Below are 12,799 nucleotides of genomic sequence, written 5' to 3' on the forward strand. Positions count from 1 at the left end.
TGCAATGGAGTTTGCAGCTATGGTCACTCCACCAAGGTGAAGTGCACGACCGTAACGAACTCCTCGTCCCTCACCTTACCGTATATCCTCCTCAAAGCCTCTATAAGCTCCTCCCTGTTCTCAAATCCGTCGAGCCTGGCATCGCTGTCTGTCAGCTCCCCGACCCTCTTAACGACGACCTTATCGACCCTCGCCCTCGCGAATGGTCTGTTCTCCACCGTCAGGTCAACTATTCTGCCAACAGGATACCTCTTTATGCCCTTCCTAACGGTGGTGACCTTCCTTCCGCTCATTATGGCCTCAACATACTCCAGATCAAAATTAATCCTCTTCTGCTCCATGGTACCACTCCCACACCTTTTTCAGAGCCTTAAGCATCCTGCGGTACGCCCGGCTGTCGTCAATCTCCTTCCAGTGGCGCATCATCAGGCACTTCGCCACGAGAACCTTCTCCTCCCTCTCGTCGAGCTCCGCCCTATCCAGCCTGGTGTAGTGGTACCTGACCAAAGGGCGGGCTATGTCTGAAATGTACTCAAACAGGCTGTGCCCCTGGAAGTACTTCTTCATCCTCCTCCTCTCAACTCTCGTGAATTCGGGTTCGCATGTCCTGATCTCCTTCCTCAGGCTTTTCAGCAGCCCGATTGCAGTCTCCAGCTCGATGTCCCTCAGCTCATCCGCAAGGTACTCTATCACCCTCCTCACGAACTCCGCGTTTATGTCGTCTATCCTGGACTGGATGTGCATCTTCAGGGCCCTCAGCACTATCACGGTGTGCTCTCCGGAGACCTCGTTCCTCTGAGGGGTTATGTGCACAGGCACGAACCCGTTCCTCGACCAGAACCTCAGGAGCTCCGGTGATACTCCGAAACCGCTGCCAGCCCAGTCCATGTCCCTGCTTTCGGCCCACTGCACGAGCTTTTCGAGGGCGTGGCTGCCGATACCCATGTCCATGACGGACGGGTGGGTTGCGATTCTGACTATCCTCACCCCGGTGAGCTCTGGAAACGCGTAGTCCCAGTAGTGCTTGAGGATCAGGTCCGGGATGATCTGGCCCTTCGGCTTGTAGCCGTCCGACAGCTTCCTGACGGTTTCCTCGTCCATACCTCCCTCCACGGCAACGTGGAGCGAGCACACAGTCTTTCCGTTAACCTTCACCCTCAGGGGGATGTGGTTGGGCATGTCGAGGAGAATTACCAGGTCGGAGGGCCGATTCCTGTAGTGGGCCAGCACGTAGATCCCGAAGAACTCTCTGAGAAGGTCGTCGTCCTCTATCAGCCTGTCCTTGTCTATTTCCTCGAACTCCAGCTCTCCACCTTTGATTTTCTCGACATCATCCTCGTCGAGCTCCACCGGCTGCGCGTCAAGCAGTAAAACGTCGTAAAGCCACCTCTCGATTGGATCGCCGGAGCCGTACCTTATCGGTTCCTTCATGTGGAGTCTCACGATCTCGATGTCCTCCTCCTGCTCTATCCTCTTAAGGAACCTTATGGCAAAGCCCCTGCCCGTACCCTCGTAACCGTGGATAGTTGTCGAGAATACCGCGTACTTGACACCCTCAATTATCTTGAGCAGGACGGGGACGTCTATCCCCGCGGCCTCATCGACTATGACCACATCCGCGTAATCCTTCTCCACCATTGCCCTCATCGGCAGGGCATATTCAACCCTCGCGTACCTGCTGTTGATGACCGTGGTCTTATCCCCGCTCTTCTTCTCGCTGAAGTTCTTCATGCCCTGCCTGACGAGGGCCTTTTTGAGGAACTCGAAGTAGGTCTGAACTGCCTGAGGGCTCGGTGCGACGACGAGTACCCTCACAGGCCTTTTTAAAACTCTCTCGAGTCTGGATATTATGTAGGGTGTGACTATTCCGAGAACGGCCGTCTTTCCCCTCCCCCTGTCAGCGGTTATCACCACCGCTTTCCTGTCTTTCTTCCTGTCGAAAAACGTCTCAAAGCTCTCCAGAACCCTGACCTGATCCTGGGTCGCGCACAGCTTGTAGAGCTTCCTCTTTATCTCCCTCTTCTCCGGGATCACTATCTCCTCTCTCGGTTCGAACTCCTTCGTAAACTCGTACCTCTTTACTATCCTCCTCCTGTCGGCGTCAAAGACGATCACTCCCTGAGCCTGAAGGGTTTTCCTGATGAACCTCCTGTAAAATCTCGGAACGACGTCATCAACGGTGTACGGCTCGCTGACGAGATCCTCATGCCACTTGCCCCTGAGGTCGAACCACGCATCTACGGGGGGCGAGAGGGCGATAATCACTCCTCCCTCTCTAACAGTCTCTATCAGAATTCCCAGGTCGTTTGGGTGAAAGCCTTCGGTGAGGTCCAGTATCAGGCTGTCATACGTCTGCCCGAGCACCTTCCCGCTCTCCTTGTAGTGTATCACATCGCCGTCGAAGTGCTTCTCTGCGAGCTCGTTGAAGTAGCTCCTGCCGGCGAGCATAAGTCTCTCCGACCCCTTTTTCCTGTCCCTCGCCCTCAGGTGGTGCTTGTACACCCTCCTCGCAATCTTCATTACTCTGTCGTTAAGCTCTCTGGAGCATATGAACACCAGGTACCTGTGCCGGTTCTCGTTCGCAATTCTGCAGGCCCTCTCGACCTCACCCATCAGAGCTCTTACGGTCATTCCAACTCTCTTAGCCATCGCAGGTTTTTAAATGTTCCCGGCCCGGAAATTACAGATCGTGATCTAAGTTGGTTATGATTATTTTTTATTGATGATAATCAATACTTACGTAATTATTTATCTGTTCAAAAAATTTTATATCCACTAATGCATACGTATTGATTAGAAGACATGGGGAGGTGAGACGCATGGATACCGCACCGCTGAAGAGTCTCGGGTTCATAATCGGGATCCTGATGGCCTCTGCGATAATAGCGTTCAGCCTGATAGTGCCGATAGCGGGGCTTATTTAGCCAAATTTTTTTGACTGGTCGAATGCAGGAATGAAACAGTTGAGCCTCTCAGAAAAATCAAAAGAGAGCTTGAAGAAATTGGACGAGAAGATAGAGAACTTTATGGGATTTTGTGAGATCTCCAGAAGATGAAACTTAATCCACGACGACTTCAAATTCCCTAACGACTTCTTTAACGAACAGGAAGTGTTTGTCCTTTGTGAGTATCTTCAATCCGTTGTTTATGGCAATTGCTGAAATTATCACATCCACGGCTGGTATTGGCTTTCCGAGTTTTAGCAGCTCTGTGGAAATCTTCAATCCCAGGTTGTAATCGGATTTCGACGGATACAAAACATTGAGGTCTAATTCCAGTGCTTTTGGAAATTCTATAAGATTGAAAATTGTTGTATGTCCCCGTATCTTCTCATTGTCCCTGTATGCCTCAATCAGTTTGCTCGTATCGTAGAGGTTCTTCTCCATTCAGCATCCCTCATCTTTTCGTATCCTTCTTTAGCCTTTTCGAATTCTAACTCGCTAAGACTCTTTTTAAAATCGCTGCCAAGTTCTTTTAAAAGGTCTCCTGTGCTGATTTCTGTTCTGGTCTCTTCTAACTTCCCTAAGTAATCCACTATGGCCTTTCTAACAACCTCGCTCCATCTAATTTCACTGTACTTCTTCATCTTCTTGTATACGTCATCCGGTATCGACAGGGTTATGTTGGGCATACACGTATTTATGTGATATCAAGTATTTAAGTATTCTTCCTTACCAAATTGCTGACTGATTTTGCCTCAAATAATCGCTGTGGAGCATTTCCCAAATCAAATTAACCAAGGATTCTGTTTTATTTCCGACATCAATCCAGCCAAGACCTAAATTCCCACCACCTACTCAACAACCCTTCCATTTTTGTAGACGAGCAGTAGGGAGAATAGTAGATGAAATAACGCGAAATCTCAAAAAGAAAAATGGAATCCCTTTACCTGAAGTACTTCTCCGCCGTTTCCAGTGACCTTGCAACGAGCTCTGCAGACTGGTCAAGGTCCTTCAGGGATACAACCTCCACAGGAGTGTGGATGTACCTCGCCGGGACGGAAATCACTCCCGTGGGTATCCCCTCCTTGGTCAGGTGGATTGCGGTAGCGTCGGTCGTGCCGCCCTCTCCGACCTCGAGCTGGTACTCAATTTTGCTGTTTTCGGCTGTCTCAACCAGCCAGTCCAGAACCCTCTTCGGAGCAATCAGCCCCCTGCCCGAAGCGTCAGCGACCGTTATGACGGGTCCCCTGTCGAGCCTGACATCTATTTTCACACCCTCTGCACCGGGGTAATCTGTAGACGGGGCGACGTCGAGTGCAAGGGCGACGTCGGGAGTTATGGCGTACGCGGAAATTCTCGCTCCCTTGAGTCCCACCTCCTCCTGGACTGTCCCTACCGCGTAAACTGTGGCCCTGCTCTCCGTCCTCTTCATGGCCTCAATCATCACCGCAACTCCGGCCCTGTCGTCGAGAGCCTTTCCCGTGATCCTGTCGCCAATCCTCTCGGCACTCCTGTCGATCGTAACGGGGGTGCCAACATCTATGCCCAGCTCCTTAACTTCATCTTTGCTGTCAGCACCGACGTCGATGAACATGTCCCTGATCTCTATCACCTTCCTCCGCTCGTCATCCCTCATGAAGTGGGGTGGCTTGCACCCTATGACTCCGACGACCTTGCCCTTCCTCCCGTGGAGTACCACCCTCTGGTTCAGGGCAGTCTGGCTGAACCACCCGCCTATGGGCGTGACCCTCAGAAATCCGCTGTCCTCGATGTACTTCACCATGAAGCCGATCTCATCCATGTGGGCCGCAAGCATCTCCGTGAACTCGTTCCCGTTCTTGATGCATATTATGTTCCCGAGCCTGTCCACCCTGATCTCGTCCACGTGGTCTTCGAGCTCGGCCCTTATTATCTCCCTTACCTCGTCCTCGTATCCGGAAATTCCGTGCGCGTCACTCAACCTCCTGATCAGGTTTTCGAGATCCTCGTACATTTCACCACCTCATTCAAGGACCGCATGTCTGTCCTCAAGATCCTTCTCCGTCAGGTTTTTCACGCTCATCAGCTCCGCTATCAGCGCGTCCAGGAATATCATCACAGTCAGCTCAAACATCGTTCCGAGGGGGGCGATTTTTGAAAGCTCCTCATCCCTCTCTGTTTTTATCTTGCCCTTTATCGTGACGACTATGTCTGCCATCCTGGCGAGGGAGGATGAGTTGTTGCTTGTGATCGCCACGAGCTTCGAGCCGATGAGCTCCTTGGCCTTCCTGCTTATGTTGACAACCGACGTGGTTTCTCCCGATCCGGAAATTGCAATGAGAAGGTCCTCTTTTCCGATTCTCGGAGTTACAGTCTCTCCAACGACGTAAACGTTGTACCCGCAGTGCATCAACCTCATCGCAAACGACTTGGCCACAAAACCACTTCTTCCGGCACCGAGCACGAAGATGCTCTTCGCGTTCTGGATGGACTCTATCATCCTCTCTATCTCCTCGATGTTCAGGTTCTCCTTCAGCGTCCTTATCTGGCTCTCCATCGCATCGAGGAATTTTATAATCTGCTCACCGGTCATCGTTACCCCCTTCTGAATGTTTGTTCGCTGTCGGCTATTAAATTTTGGGATTAATAATAAATACGCCGGGAATCTTTAAATTCACTCCTCCGGAAAATCCAGACATGCTTGTTCTTGCCCTCGATTTGATGGATGCGGAAAAGGCCCTCGAAATAGCGGAGCGCGTTTCAGAGCATGTGTCTGCCGTGAAGGTAAACTACCCGCTCGTTCTGTCTGCAGGAATCGAGATCATTTCTGCGCTTTCCGAAATAAGGCCGGTCATAGCGGATTTCAAGATCGCTGACATCCCGTACACCAGCGGACTCATCGCAGAGATAGCGTTCAGGAGCGGTGCCAGTGCGGTGATAGCCCACGGATTCGTGGGGAGGGACGTGCTTTTGAGGTTGAGGGAGGTCGCAGGAGAGTTCGGCGGGGAGGTGTACGTTGTTACGGAGCTCAGCAGCCGGGGAGGAAAGGAGTTCATGTCCCGGCACGCGCTTGAGATCGTCAAACTCGCAGCCGAAACCGGCTGTGACGGCCTGATCGCCCCGGGCACGAGGCCGGAAAGAGTCAGGGAGATAAGAGATGCTGCAGGAGACATGAGGATCCTGTGCCCGGGTGTTGGTGCTCAGGGAGGTGTAGCTGCGGAGGTCGTCAGGGCCGGAGCGGACGGGGTGATAGTGGGGAGGTCAATCTACCTCGCAGAAAACCCCGAGGAGGTGGCGAGGAGCATCAGGACGGAGATCGAGAGTGCGGCGAGAGAGATGCGCGGGGAACGAAAAAGCTAATCAATGCTAAAAATTCTATTATAATCCATGAGAGTTTCGGTTCTTGGAGCAGGTGCCATGGGCTCGGCCCTCACAATACCCTACTCTGAGAAGAACGAGGTCGTTCTGTGGGGAACAGAATACGACGTACCCATCCTCAAAAAGCTGAGGATGGGGGAGAAACACCCGAGGATAGACGAGAGAGTGTCGGTCAGTGAAATCCTCGGTCCGGATGAGCTCGACAGGGCGGTGAACGCGGACATTCTGGTCATAGCCGTGAGCACCGAGGGTGTGATGCCAATATTCGAGCAGATATCAGACTCTCTCAGGGATCAGGTGATCATCACGCTCGCAAAGGGATTTATAGACGAGGGAGAGATCCTGACCATTCCACAGGCGATATGGCACGAGAGGAAGGACCTGAAGGAAAGGGTGGTGGCCATAACCGGCCCGTCGATCGCGAAGGAGGTTGCGAAGAAGCTGCCCACCCACGTTGTGTACTCCTCGCTGGGCCACGACACTCTAAGCGTGGTCAAGGAGCGCCTTGAGACGGACTACTACAGGATAACTCCGTCTCGCGACATCGTGGGATGCGAGACAGCCTCGGCTCTGAAGAACGTTTACTCAATAGCGATCGCCTGGATAAGGGGTATAGAGAGCAGAAAGGATGTGACGATGAACAACCTCAAGGGCATAATCGTGACCCAGGCTCTCAGAGAGATCGGCATTATCGTGAGGGCCAATGGTGGTGACGCGGGCACCGTATACGGCCTTACCGGTATCGGGGACCTGATAGCCACCTTCAGGGGTGGACGAAACGGAATGCTCGGTGAGCTGCTCGGCAAGGGCTACGACACGAACTCTGCACTCAAAGAGCTTGAGAGGAGGGGCGTCGGAGTCATAGAGGGATACGTCAACGCTGAGAGGGCCTACAGACTCGCAGAAACCCTCGACCACAGGGGGAAGCTGAAGCTCGAAGAGCTGCCACTCCTGAACGGAATAAACGACGTGCTCTACAACGGAAAAGATGCAGAAGAGGTCGTGCAGGACCTCTTCTAACCTCACACCTTTGAGTAGTACTTCTTCAGGTAGTAGTCGAGCGCCTCCTCGAAGACCTCGCTGCTGAGCCTGCCTGCAGGAGTTTCAGCGTTCAGTATTCTCTCCGGCAGGTCTGAGAGTGACGGTGTGTAGCCCATGTCCTTCTTCAGCCTCAGCTTTTCCCGGTATATTGCCATGCCCTTCTCCTCAAGCTCGTCCCTGCCAATCTCGATACCGAGCGGATAGAACGCCCTGCTGACGAGTTCTGGGCTGAAAACGCCCCTCGCGAAGTAGCACACCACGAGGCTCGACAGGATCTGCCTCCACGCCTCCTCCCTGACGAGCCTGTCCACGATCTCCTGGGGCGAAAGGTTGGGGTGCTTCTGGTCGAGCGAGTACCCACCGTTGTCCAAGTGGCTGTGTCTCGCACCAATCAGAAGGCCGATGTAGTTCGCATACCCTGTGTTGTATCCGGGAATCTCGTTTCCGGCCACGGCCACCGCGAACTCCTCGCCACCGTACTTCCGGGCCGCGTACCTCGCACCCCTCGCGAGGGCTGCGTAGAACTCGTTTGGCTGCTCGACGAGGTAGTCTATGGCTTTCAGATACCCATCCGCATCCCCGAAGCTCAGGCTGACGAGCGTTTGTTCTGTGCCAACAATCCCTCTTGAGAGCGCCTCCGTGGCCCACGCTAAGCACACCCCCGTGCTTATCGCGTCCAGTCCGTAGGTTTCCACCCTGTGTATCAGCCTCAGCAGGTCTTCCCTCCGCGTTACACCAATCATCGTGCCGAGGGCGTATACGAGCTCGTAGTCGTAGCTGATCATGAGAGTCTTGTAGAAGTACCTCTCGTTCTCGTACTCCTGTCTGAGCACGGCAATGTGTACGCACGCAGTCGGGCAGTGACTGCAGGCGATTCTCCTGCCGAGGCTGTGTTCAGCGAGGCTCTCCCCGCTGATGTCCTCGCACTCGATGTAATTCTCGGTAAGGTTCTTCACCGGCAGAGCCCTGAGCTCCCTCAGCGGCAGGACGTTCTCGGCTGTACCGAGAAGGTGGTACTTCTTCATTGCGTCGCTTTCGACTCCGAGCCTGTAGATCTCCCTGTACACCTCCCTGTATCCCTCTGGATCCGCTGGTTTGTAAGTCCTCTTTCCCCTTATGACGACTGCGAGCAGGTTCTTGCTGCCGAAAACCGCCCCGAGTCCGAGCCTGCCGAAGTGCCTGTACGTTTCCGTTGTGATGCATGCGAACCTTACGAGCCTCTCCCCGCCATATCCTGCTCGAATTATGCTCCTGACGCCCTTTCCACCCTCAATTTCTGCAAGTATCCTTCCGAGGATGAGGGAGTCCCTGATCCCCCTCAAGGACCTGCCGTCCCGGAACTCGACCCTCTCGCCATCTATGACCAGGTACACCGGCTTGTCGCTCTTACCCTCGATAACCACCGCCGCGTATCCTGCAGACGCGATCGCAGTTGCCGTCCTGCCACCGGCATGACTCTCGCCGAGCTCTCCCGTCAGGGGGCTCTTGAACATCGCGACGGTCTTCGAGGCGTAGGGGTACGCGAGGGTGAATGGGCCCGTGGCGAACACCACGGCGTTCTCCTCTCCCAGCGGGTCTGCCTTCAGGTTGCCCATGCTCTCCCTGAGAAGGTGAACGGCAATCCCCGTTCCGCCTATCCACTCCTCCACAAGCTCCGGCCTCTCCTCGACCTCGTAGCTGTAGTCCGAGAGGTTTATCCTGAGCACCCTGTCCCTCATGCCTCAACCACCTCGAGCACGCCGTGAGGGCAGAAGTCCACGCAGTACCCGCAGTGAATGCACACCGCAATCTTCCCGTCGTCCCTTTCGAATATTGCCCCGATTCTGCACGCGCTCACACACGTCCCGCACCCGAGGCAGTCCTTCTCCGAGTACGTCACTCCTCCACCTCTCCTCGGCTTCAGCGCGTTTGTCGGGCACACCTGGGCGCACGGGGGTTCTCTGCACGCGTGACAGAAGATCACGGTCGCACCTCTCTCAAAACCGCTCAGACTGACGGCCCTTATTCCTGCATGCCCAATGCCGATGCGCTGATCCCTCACATTTTTCCTCGAACATGCGAACATGCAGAGTCCACAGCCCACGCACTTTTCGACATCAGCGAGTCTGAGAACCTTCATCCCTGATGACCTCCTCCATCGCCATGACGAACTTCTCCTCCTTCCCGAGGTCTATCACCGTTGCAGCGGCTATCTTGTGGGTCGCGTCCGCGTAACCCCCGACGATTTCGCTCGCCTTCGGAATCAGCACATCGAACCCGGGCATCTTTCCGCCGAGTATCTGCCTCTCGAGGGTTGACGGAGTCCTCCCGCTTACCTTCACCCCTCTCCAGTCTATCTCCCCAACGTCCGGAATGACGGGGGGAATGTTCTGGAAGCCGATTATGTACTTTGTTGGCCTGATGAAGCTCATGTCCTTTATCGTCTGGCAGAACTCGCCTATGACCTTCACGCCCATTGGATCGAATCTGTTCCCGACGCTGAACCACTGCACGTGCTCGGTTTCGTTCATCCCCTCGTTCATCAGCCTCTCTATCTCCTCCCTGAACTTCTCCTCCTTCATCCTCTCAAGCCTCTCGACCTTGGACAGGGTCTTCTCGCTGAACCCGTTGAAGCACGCATCCACTCCATCGCTGTACCCCCTCTCCAGGTAGCCCACGGCCCCGAGTATCGTGAGCCTCCTCGCAATGACGTCCGCATACTCCTCAAAACCCTCGACGAAGTACCTCTCCCTGACGCCCTCGAGCCTTATCGTCACCTGACCGAGCCTGACCGCCTCGTTAAGAACGTACCTGTCAAAACCGAGCACCCCACCGTACCTGTCGTGGTAATCGCCAACTGCACCGAGGAGGGCTATGTATGCGTAGTCCTCTATCCCCGGCCACACCCTCCTGGCGAAGAGGTAGTTGAGGGCCGATGCAGATATGAAAACGTCACCGGAAACCCCGGCAAGTTCCGGATCGAGTATGTACACCCTGTCGCCGTCGGTAAGCTTTGCGGGATGGTGGTCTATTATGAAGGAAACGCTGTTCTCACCGGTGTGCTGCTCTATGACGTGAGACGCGAGACCACCGAGGTCGGTGTATATGAAAATTCCCTCCCTGCCCTCGTGTATCTTCCTTATCACAGCAGGATAGACCTTCTCAACGCAGATCAGCTCAAAGTTCGCGTTTATCCCTTCGAGCATCGCCTTGAGAATGGAAGCGGAGCAGATTCCGTCAGCGTCGTTGTGGTGTATAACTGTGACCTGTTCACCGTTCTCCTTTTTCAGGAACCTGTCGGCGACCTCGTCAATAAGCCTGTTGAACTTCTCATCGACGATGTAATCCATGCCGATTTGTCGTCATAATAATAATTAAAATTTTTGTCACTTGATCCAGACTCTCCGCCCCTCCTCGATGAATATTATCCTCGCACCGTTCTTGCTGAGAATGTCTCCAATCCTCTCAAGGTGTGTGGCGGCGAATATTATGCCCAGCATGTTTCTGTCCAGCACCCTGCCCTCCACCTGGTCCAGCACCTCTCTCTTTAGCAGATCTATCCTGTCGTCTCTCGACACCAGCTCCCCCTTCATCCCCTCCACCTCTCCCTTCAGCGCGTTTTCAACTATGTCGAACATTTCGAGAACCGTGGCGTGCATCTCCTCGAGTTTGTCCCTGCAGAAGTCGCTGTCCACGGTGGACTGTGCGATTTTGAGTGCGAGATCTGTTATCCTCTCGTAGTTTCCTGACAGCCTCATCACGGTCGAGAGAAACCTCAGGTCCTTCGCCACGGGCTGAAACAGTGCGACTGCAGACAGCGAGTCGTTCTCGATGTCTGTGTTCATGACATCGGCCTGCTTTTCTATTCTTCCCACTTCCAGCTCCTCGTCCTCTCCCCCGTACATAGCAGCGATCGAGAGCTCCACCGCCTTCTTGGAGAGGTGATGGAGCTCGACAAGCTCGCTCCTTATCCTGTCAAGTCTTTCTTCCAGCACCTTCATCTTCCAACCTCCTTACAAGGTCGAGAACCTTACCTTCAATAACCTTCAGGACCCTCAGATACTCTGCCACGTCCTTCCCCTTTGGGTCCTCCACTTTCCACGCCTCAATGCGATGGTGGGGGAGTGTTACGCACGACCCCTCATCGCACACCGTCACCACGACGTCGTACTGGCTGAGGTCCAGCTCGCCAACCTCCCTCGGCTCTCTGATCTCGACATCGTACCCCCTTGACCTCAGAACGTCGATAGCTCTTGAGTCATAGGAGCTGGCCTTCCTCAACCCGGCACTCTCAGCCCTCCACTTTTTAGCGTGGCTGTTGAAAACGGTCTCCGCCATTACGCTCCTGCAGGAGTTCTCAACGCACACAAAAAGGACCCTCATCCTACTCTCCCCGTTATGTACCTCTCCGTGAGCTCGTTCTCCGGATTTTCGAATATCTTCTCAGTCCTGTCGTATTCTATCAGCTCTCCCATCCAGAAAAATGCGGTGTAATCGCTTATCCTCGCTGCCTGCTGAATGTTGTGGGTCACGACGACAACTGTGTAGTTCTTCTTCAGCTCCACCATCAGTTCCTCGATTTTTGAGGACGCTATGGGGTCGAGGGCAGATGTTGGCTCGTCGAAGAGTATCACCTCCGGGTTCGTGGCTATTGCCCTCGCTATGCACAGCCTCTGCTGCTGACCTCCGGAGAGGCTCAGCGCGGAATCGTTCAGCCTGTCCTTGACCTCCTCCCACAGGGCGGCCCTTTTCAGACTCTCCTCCACGATTTCTCTGAGCTTTTCTCTGTCCCTGATTCCGTGAATTCTCGGACCGTAGGCAACGTTGTCAAATATGCTCTTTGGAAACGGGTTTGGGTGCTGAAAGACCATGCCTATCTTTCTCCTGAGCTCGACCGGATCCACGTCCCTGTCGTATATGTTCTTCCCCTCGAAGACCACCTCACCCTCAACCCTCACTCCATCAACGAGCTCAACAAGCCTGTTGAGCGTTCTCAGAAACGTGGACTTCCCGCAGCCACTGGGTCCGATTATCGCGGTAACCCTGTTCCTGTATATCTGCATGCTCACGTTCTTTATTCCCGGTTTTTCACCGTAATAAACTGAAAGGTTTTTGACGTCGAACACAGCCTCCATACATTCACCTCCTGAGTTTTCTGGCATACCTGTTCCTCAGGTAAACTGCAAACGCGTTCATGGAGAGCATCACCACCAGCAGGACTATTATTCCCGCGGGGGCGAGCCCGTGCAGAAACTCCTCCTTCGGCATGTCGGTCCACATGAATATCTGCATTGGAAGAGGAGAATACGTGCTGAAAATGCCCTTCGGCGGAGAGAATATGCTCGTGGCAGCGCCGATCATTATGAGCGGAGCGGTCTCACCTATCGCTCTCGAGAGGGCGAGAATCACGCCCGTCATGATCCCGGGCATTGCGCTCGGCAGCACGACGTTTCTGACGGTCTGCCACCTCGTTGCCCCGA

At 54.1% G+C, this 12,799-nt stretch carries 15 protein-coding genes; 2 read left to right on the plus strand and 13 right to left on the minus strand.

Going from position 1 to position 12,799, the window contains the following annotated elements; all coding sequences use genetic code 11:
* Nucleotides 1-23: 23 nt before the first annotated feature.
* From ACXJJC_RS03420 to hxlB, 6 genes are all read right to left on the minus strand, one after another.
* Nucleotides 24-341, minus strand: a complete 318-nt coding sequence (locus ACXJJC_RS03420) for an ASCH domain-containing protein (RefSeq protein ID WP_456369428.1) — start codon at nt 339-341, stop codon at nt 24-26.
* Nucleotides 322-2,649, minus strand: coding sequence for a tRNA(Met) cytidine acetyltransferase TmcA (locus ACXJJC_RS03425; RefSeq protein WP_456369429.1), 2,328 nt, complete (start codon nt 2,647-2,649; stop codon nt 322-324). The genes ACXJJC_RS03420 and ACXJJC_RS03425 overlap by 20 nt, the downstream gene beginning before the upstream one ends.
* Nucleotides 2,650-3,059: 410 nt before the next feature.
* Entirely contained in the window at nt 3,060-3,386 is a 327-nt protein-coding gene (locus ACXJJC_RS03430) for a PIN domain-containing protein (protein WP_456369430.1), read from the minus strand.
* A complete protein-coding gene (locus ACXJJC_RS03435; RefSeq protein WP_456369431.1) occupies nt 3,353-3,631 on the minus strand; it encodes an AF_0619 family ribbon-helix-helix protein in 279 nt (92 codons plus the stop codon). Before ACXJJC_RS03435 ends, ACXJJC_RS03430 begins: the two co-directional genes overlap by 34 nt.
* Before the next feature lie 254 nt (nt 3,632-3,885).
* Nucleotides 3,886-4,935 (minus strand): M42 family metallopeptidase, encoded by a 1,050-nt coding sequence (locus ACXJJC_RS03440; protein ID WP_456369432.1) that lies wholly within the window; start codon nt 4,933-4,935, stop codon nt 3,886-3,888.
* A gap of 9 nt (nt 4,936-4,944) precedes the next feature.
* Entirely contained in the window at nt 4,945-5,514 is a 570-nt protein-coding gene (gene hxlB / locus ACXJJC_RS03445; RefSeq protein WP_456369433.1) for a 6-phospho-3-hexuloisomerase, read from the minus strand.
* Nucleotides 5,515-5,618: 104 nt separating this feature from the next.
* Here hxlB and pyrF point away from each other — a divergent pair, with 104 nt between their 5' ends.
* Nucleotides 5,619-6,281 carry an orotidine-5'-phosphate decarboxylase gene (gene pyrF / locus ACXJJC_RS03450; protein ID WP_456369434.1) on the plus strand — a complete coding sequence of 221 codons (663 nt, stop codon included), beginning with the start codon at nt 5,619-5,621 and terminating at the stop codon, nt 6,279-6,281.
* A gap of 27 nt (nt 6,282-6,308) precedes the next feature.
* The gene (locus ACXJJC_RS03455) at nt 6,309-7,319 is read left to right on the plus strand and encodes an NAD(P)H-dependent glycerol-3-phosphate dehydrogenase (RefSeq protein ID WP_456369435.1); all 1,011 of its coding nucleotides are present in this window, start codon (nt 6,309-6,311) and stop codon (nt 7,317-7,319) included.
* Nucleotides 7,320-7,321: 2 nt separating this feature from the next.
* On the opposite strand, the gene ACXJJC_RS03460 is transcribed toward ACXJJC_RS03455, so the two are convergent.
* The 7 genes from ACXJJC_RS03460 to ACXJJC_RS03490 all read right to left on the minus strand — a co-directional run.
* Entirely contained in the window at nt 7,322-9,058 is a 1,737-nt protein-coding gene (locus ACXJJC_RS03460; protein WP_456369436.1) for an aldehyde ferredoxin oxidoreductase N-terminal domain-containing protein, read from the minus strand.
* A complete protein-coding gene (locus ACXJJC_RS03465; RefSeq protein WP_456369437.1) occupies nt 9,055-9,459 on the minus strand; it encodes a 4Fe-4S binding protein in 405 nt (134 codons plus the stop codon). The genes ACXJJC_RS03460 and ACXJJC_RS03465 overlap by 4 nt, the downstream gene beginning before the upstream one ends.
* Nucleotides 9,437-10,669, minus strand: a complete 1,233-nt coding sequence (locus ACXJJC_RS03470) for a DHH family phosphoesterase (protein WP_456369438.1) — start codon at nt 10,667-10,669, stop codon at nt 9,437-9,439. The genes ACXJJC_RS03465 and ACXJJC_RS03470 overlap by 23 nt, the downstream gene beginning before the upstream one ends.
* A gap of 36 nt (nt 10,670-10,705) precedes the next feature.
* Complete coding sequence (locus ACXJJC_RS03475) at nt 10,706-11,320, minus strand: phosphate signaling complex PhoU family protein (RefSeq protein ID WP_456369439.1); 615 nt, start codon at nt 11,318-11,320, stop codon at nt 10,706-10,708.
* Nucleotides 11,295-11,702 carry an arsenate-mycothiol transferase ArsC gene (locus ACXJJC_RS03480; protein WP_456369440.1) on the minus strand — a complete coding sequence of 136 codons (408 nt, stop codon included), beginning with the start codon at nt 11,700-11,702 and terminating at the stop codon, nt 11,295-11,297. Before ACXJJC_RS03480 ends, ACXJJC_RS03475 begins: the two co-directional genes overlap by 26 nt.
* The gene (pstB, locus tag ACXJJC_RS03485; protein ID WP_456369441.1) at nt 11,699-12,454 is read right to left on the minus strand and encodes a phosphate ABC transporter ATP-binding protein PstB; all 756 of its coding nucleotides are present in this window, start codon (nt 12,452-12,454) and stop codon (nt 11,699-11,701) included. Before pstB ends, ACXJJC_RS03480 begins: the two co-directional genes overlap by 4 nt.
* Before the next feature lie 4 nt (nt 12,455-12,458).
* Nucleotides 12,459-12,799: ABC transporter permease subunit (locus ACXJJC_RS03490; RefSeq protein WP_456369442.1), on the minus strand; the 341-nt coding region annotated here is incomplete at its 5' end.

The sequence above is a fragment of the Geoglobus sp. genome, assembly GCF_054018175.1.

Bases quoted from the DNA above. Each gene is read 5' to 3' on its own strand.
- ACXJJC_RS03420 (WP_456369428.1), bottom strand. From the start codon at position 341: ATGGAGCAGAAGAGGATTAATTTTGATCTGGAGTATGTTGAGGCCATA.
- ACXJJC_RS03425 (WP_456369429.1), bottom strand. From the start codon at position 2,649: ATGGCTAAGAGAGTTGGAATGACCGTAAGAGCTCTGATGGGTGAGGTC.
- ACXJJC_RS03430 (WP_456369430.1), bottom strand. From the start codon at position 3,386: ATGGAGAAGAACCTCTACGATACGAGCAAACTGATTGAGGCATACAGG.
- ACXJJC_RS03435 (WP_456369431.1), bottom strand. From the start codon at position 3,631: ATGCCCAACATAACCCTGTCGATACCGGATGACGTATACAAGAAGATG.
- ACXJJC_RS03440 (WP_456369432.1), bottom strand. From the start codon at position 4,935: ATGTACGAGGATCTCGAAAACCTGATCAGGAGGTTGAGTGACGCGCAC.
- hxlB (WP_456369433.1), bottom strand. From the start codon at position 5,514: ATGACCGGTGAGCAGATTATAAAATTCCTCGATGCGATGGAGAGCCAG.
- pyrF (WP_456369434.1), top strand. From the start codon at position 5,619: ATGCTTGTTCTTGCCCTCGATTTGATGGATGCGGAAAAGGCCCTCGAA.
- ACXJJC_RS03455 (WP_456369435.1), top strand. From the start codon at position 6,309: ATGAGAGTTTCGGTTCTTGGAGCAGGTGCCATGGGCTCGGCCCTCACA.
- ACXJJC_RS03460 (WP_456369436.1), bottom strand. From the start codon at position 9,058: ATGAGGGACAGGGTGCTCAGGATAAACCTCTCGGACTACAGCTACGAG.
- ACXJJC_RS03465 (WP_456369437.1), bottom strand. From the start codon at position 9,459: ATGAAGGTTCTCAGACTCGCTGATGTCGAAAAGTGCGTGGGCTGTGGA.
- ACXJJC_RS03470 (WP_456369438.1), bottom strand. From the start codon at position 10,669: ATGGATTACATCGTCGATGAGAAGTTCAACAGGCTTATTGACGAGGTC.
- ACXJJC_RS03475 (WP_456369439.1), bottom strand. From the start codon at position 11,320: ATGAAGGTGCTGGAAGAAAGACTTGACAGGATAAGGAGCGAGCTTGTC.
- ACXJJC_RS03480 (WP_456369440.1), bottom strand. From the start codon at position 11,702: ATGAGGGTCCTTTTTGTGTGCGTTGAGAACTCCTGCAGGAGCGTAATG.
- pstB (WP_456369441.1), bottom strand. From the start codon at position 12,454: ATGGAGGCTGTGTTCGACGTCAAAAACCTTTCAGTTTATTACGGTGAA.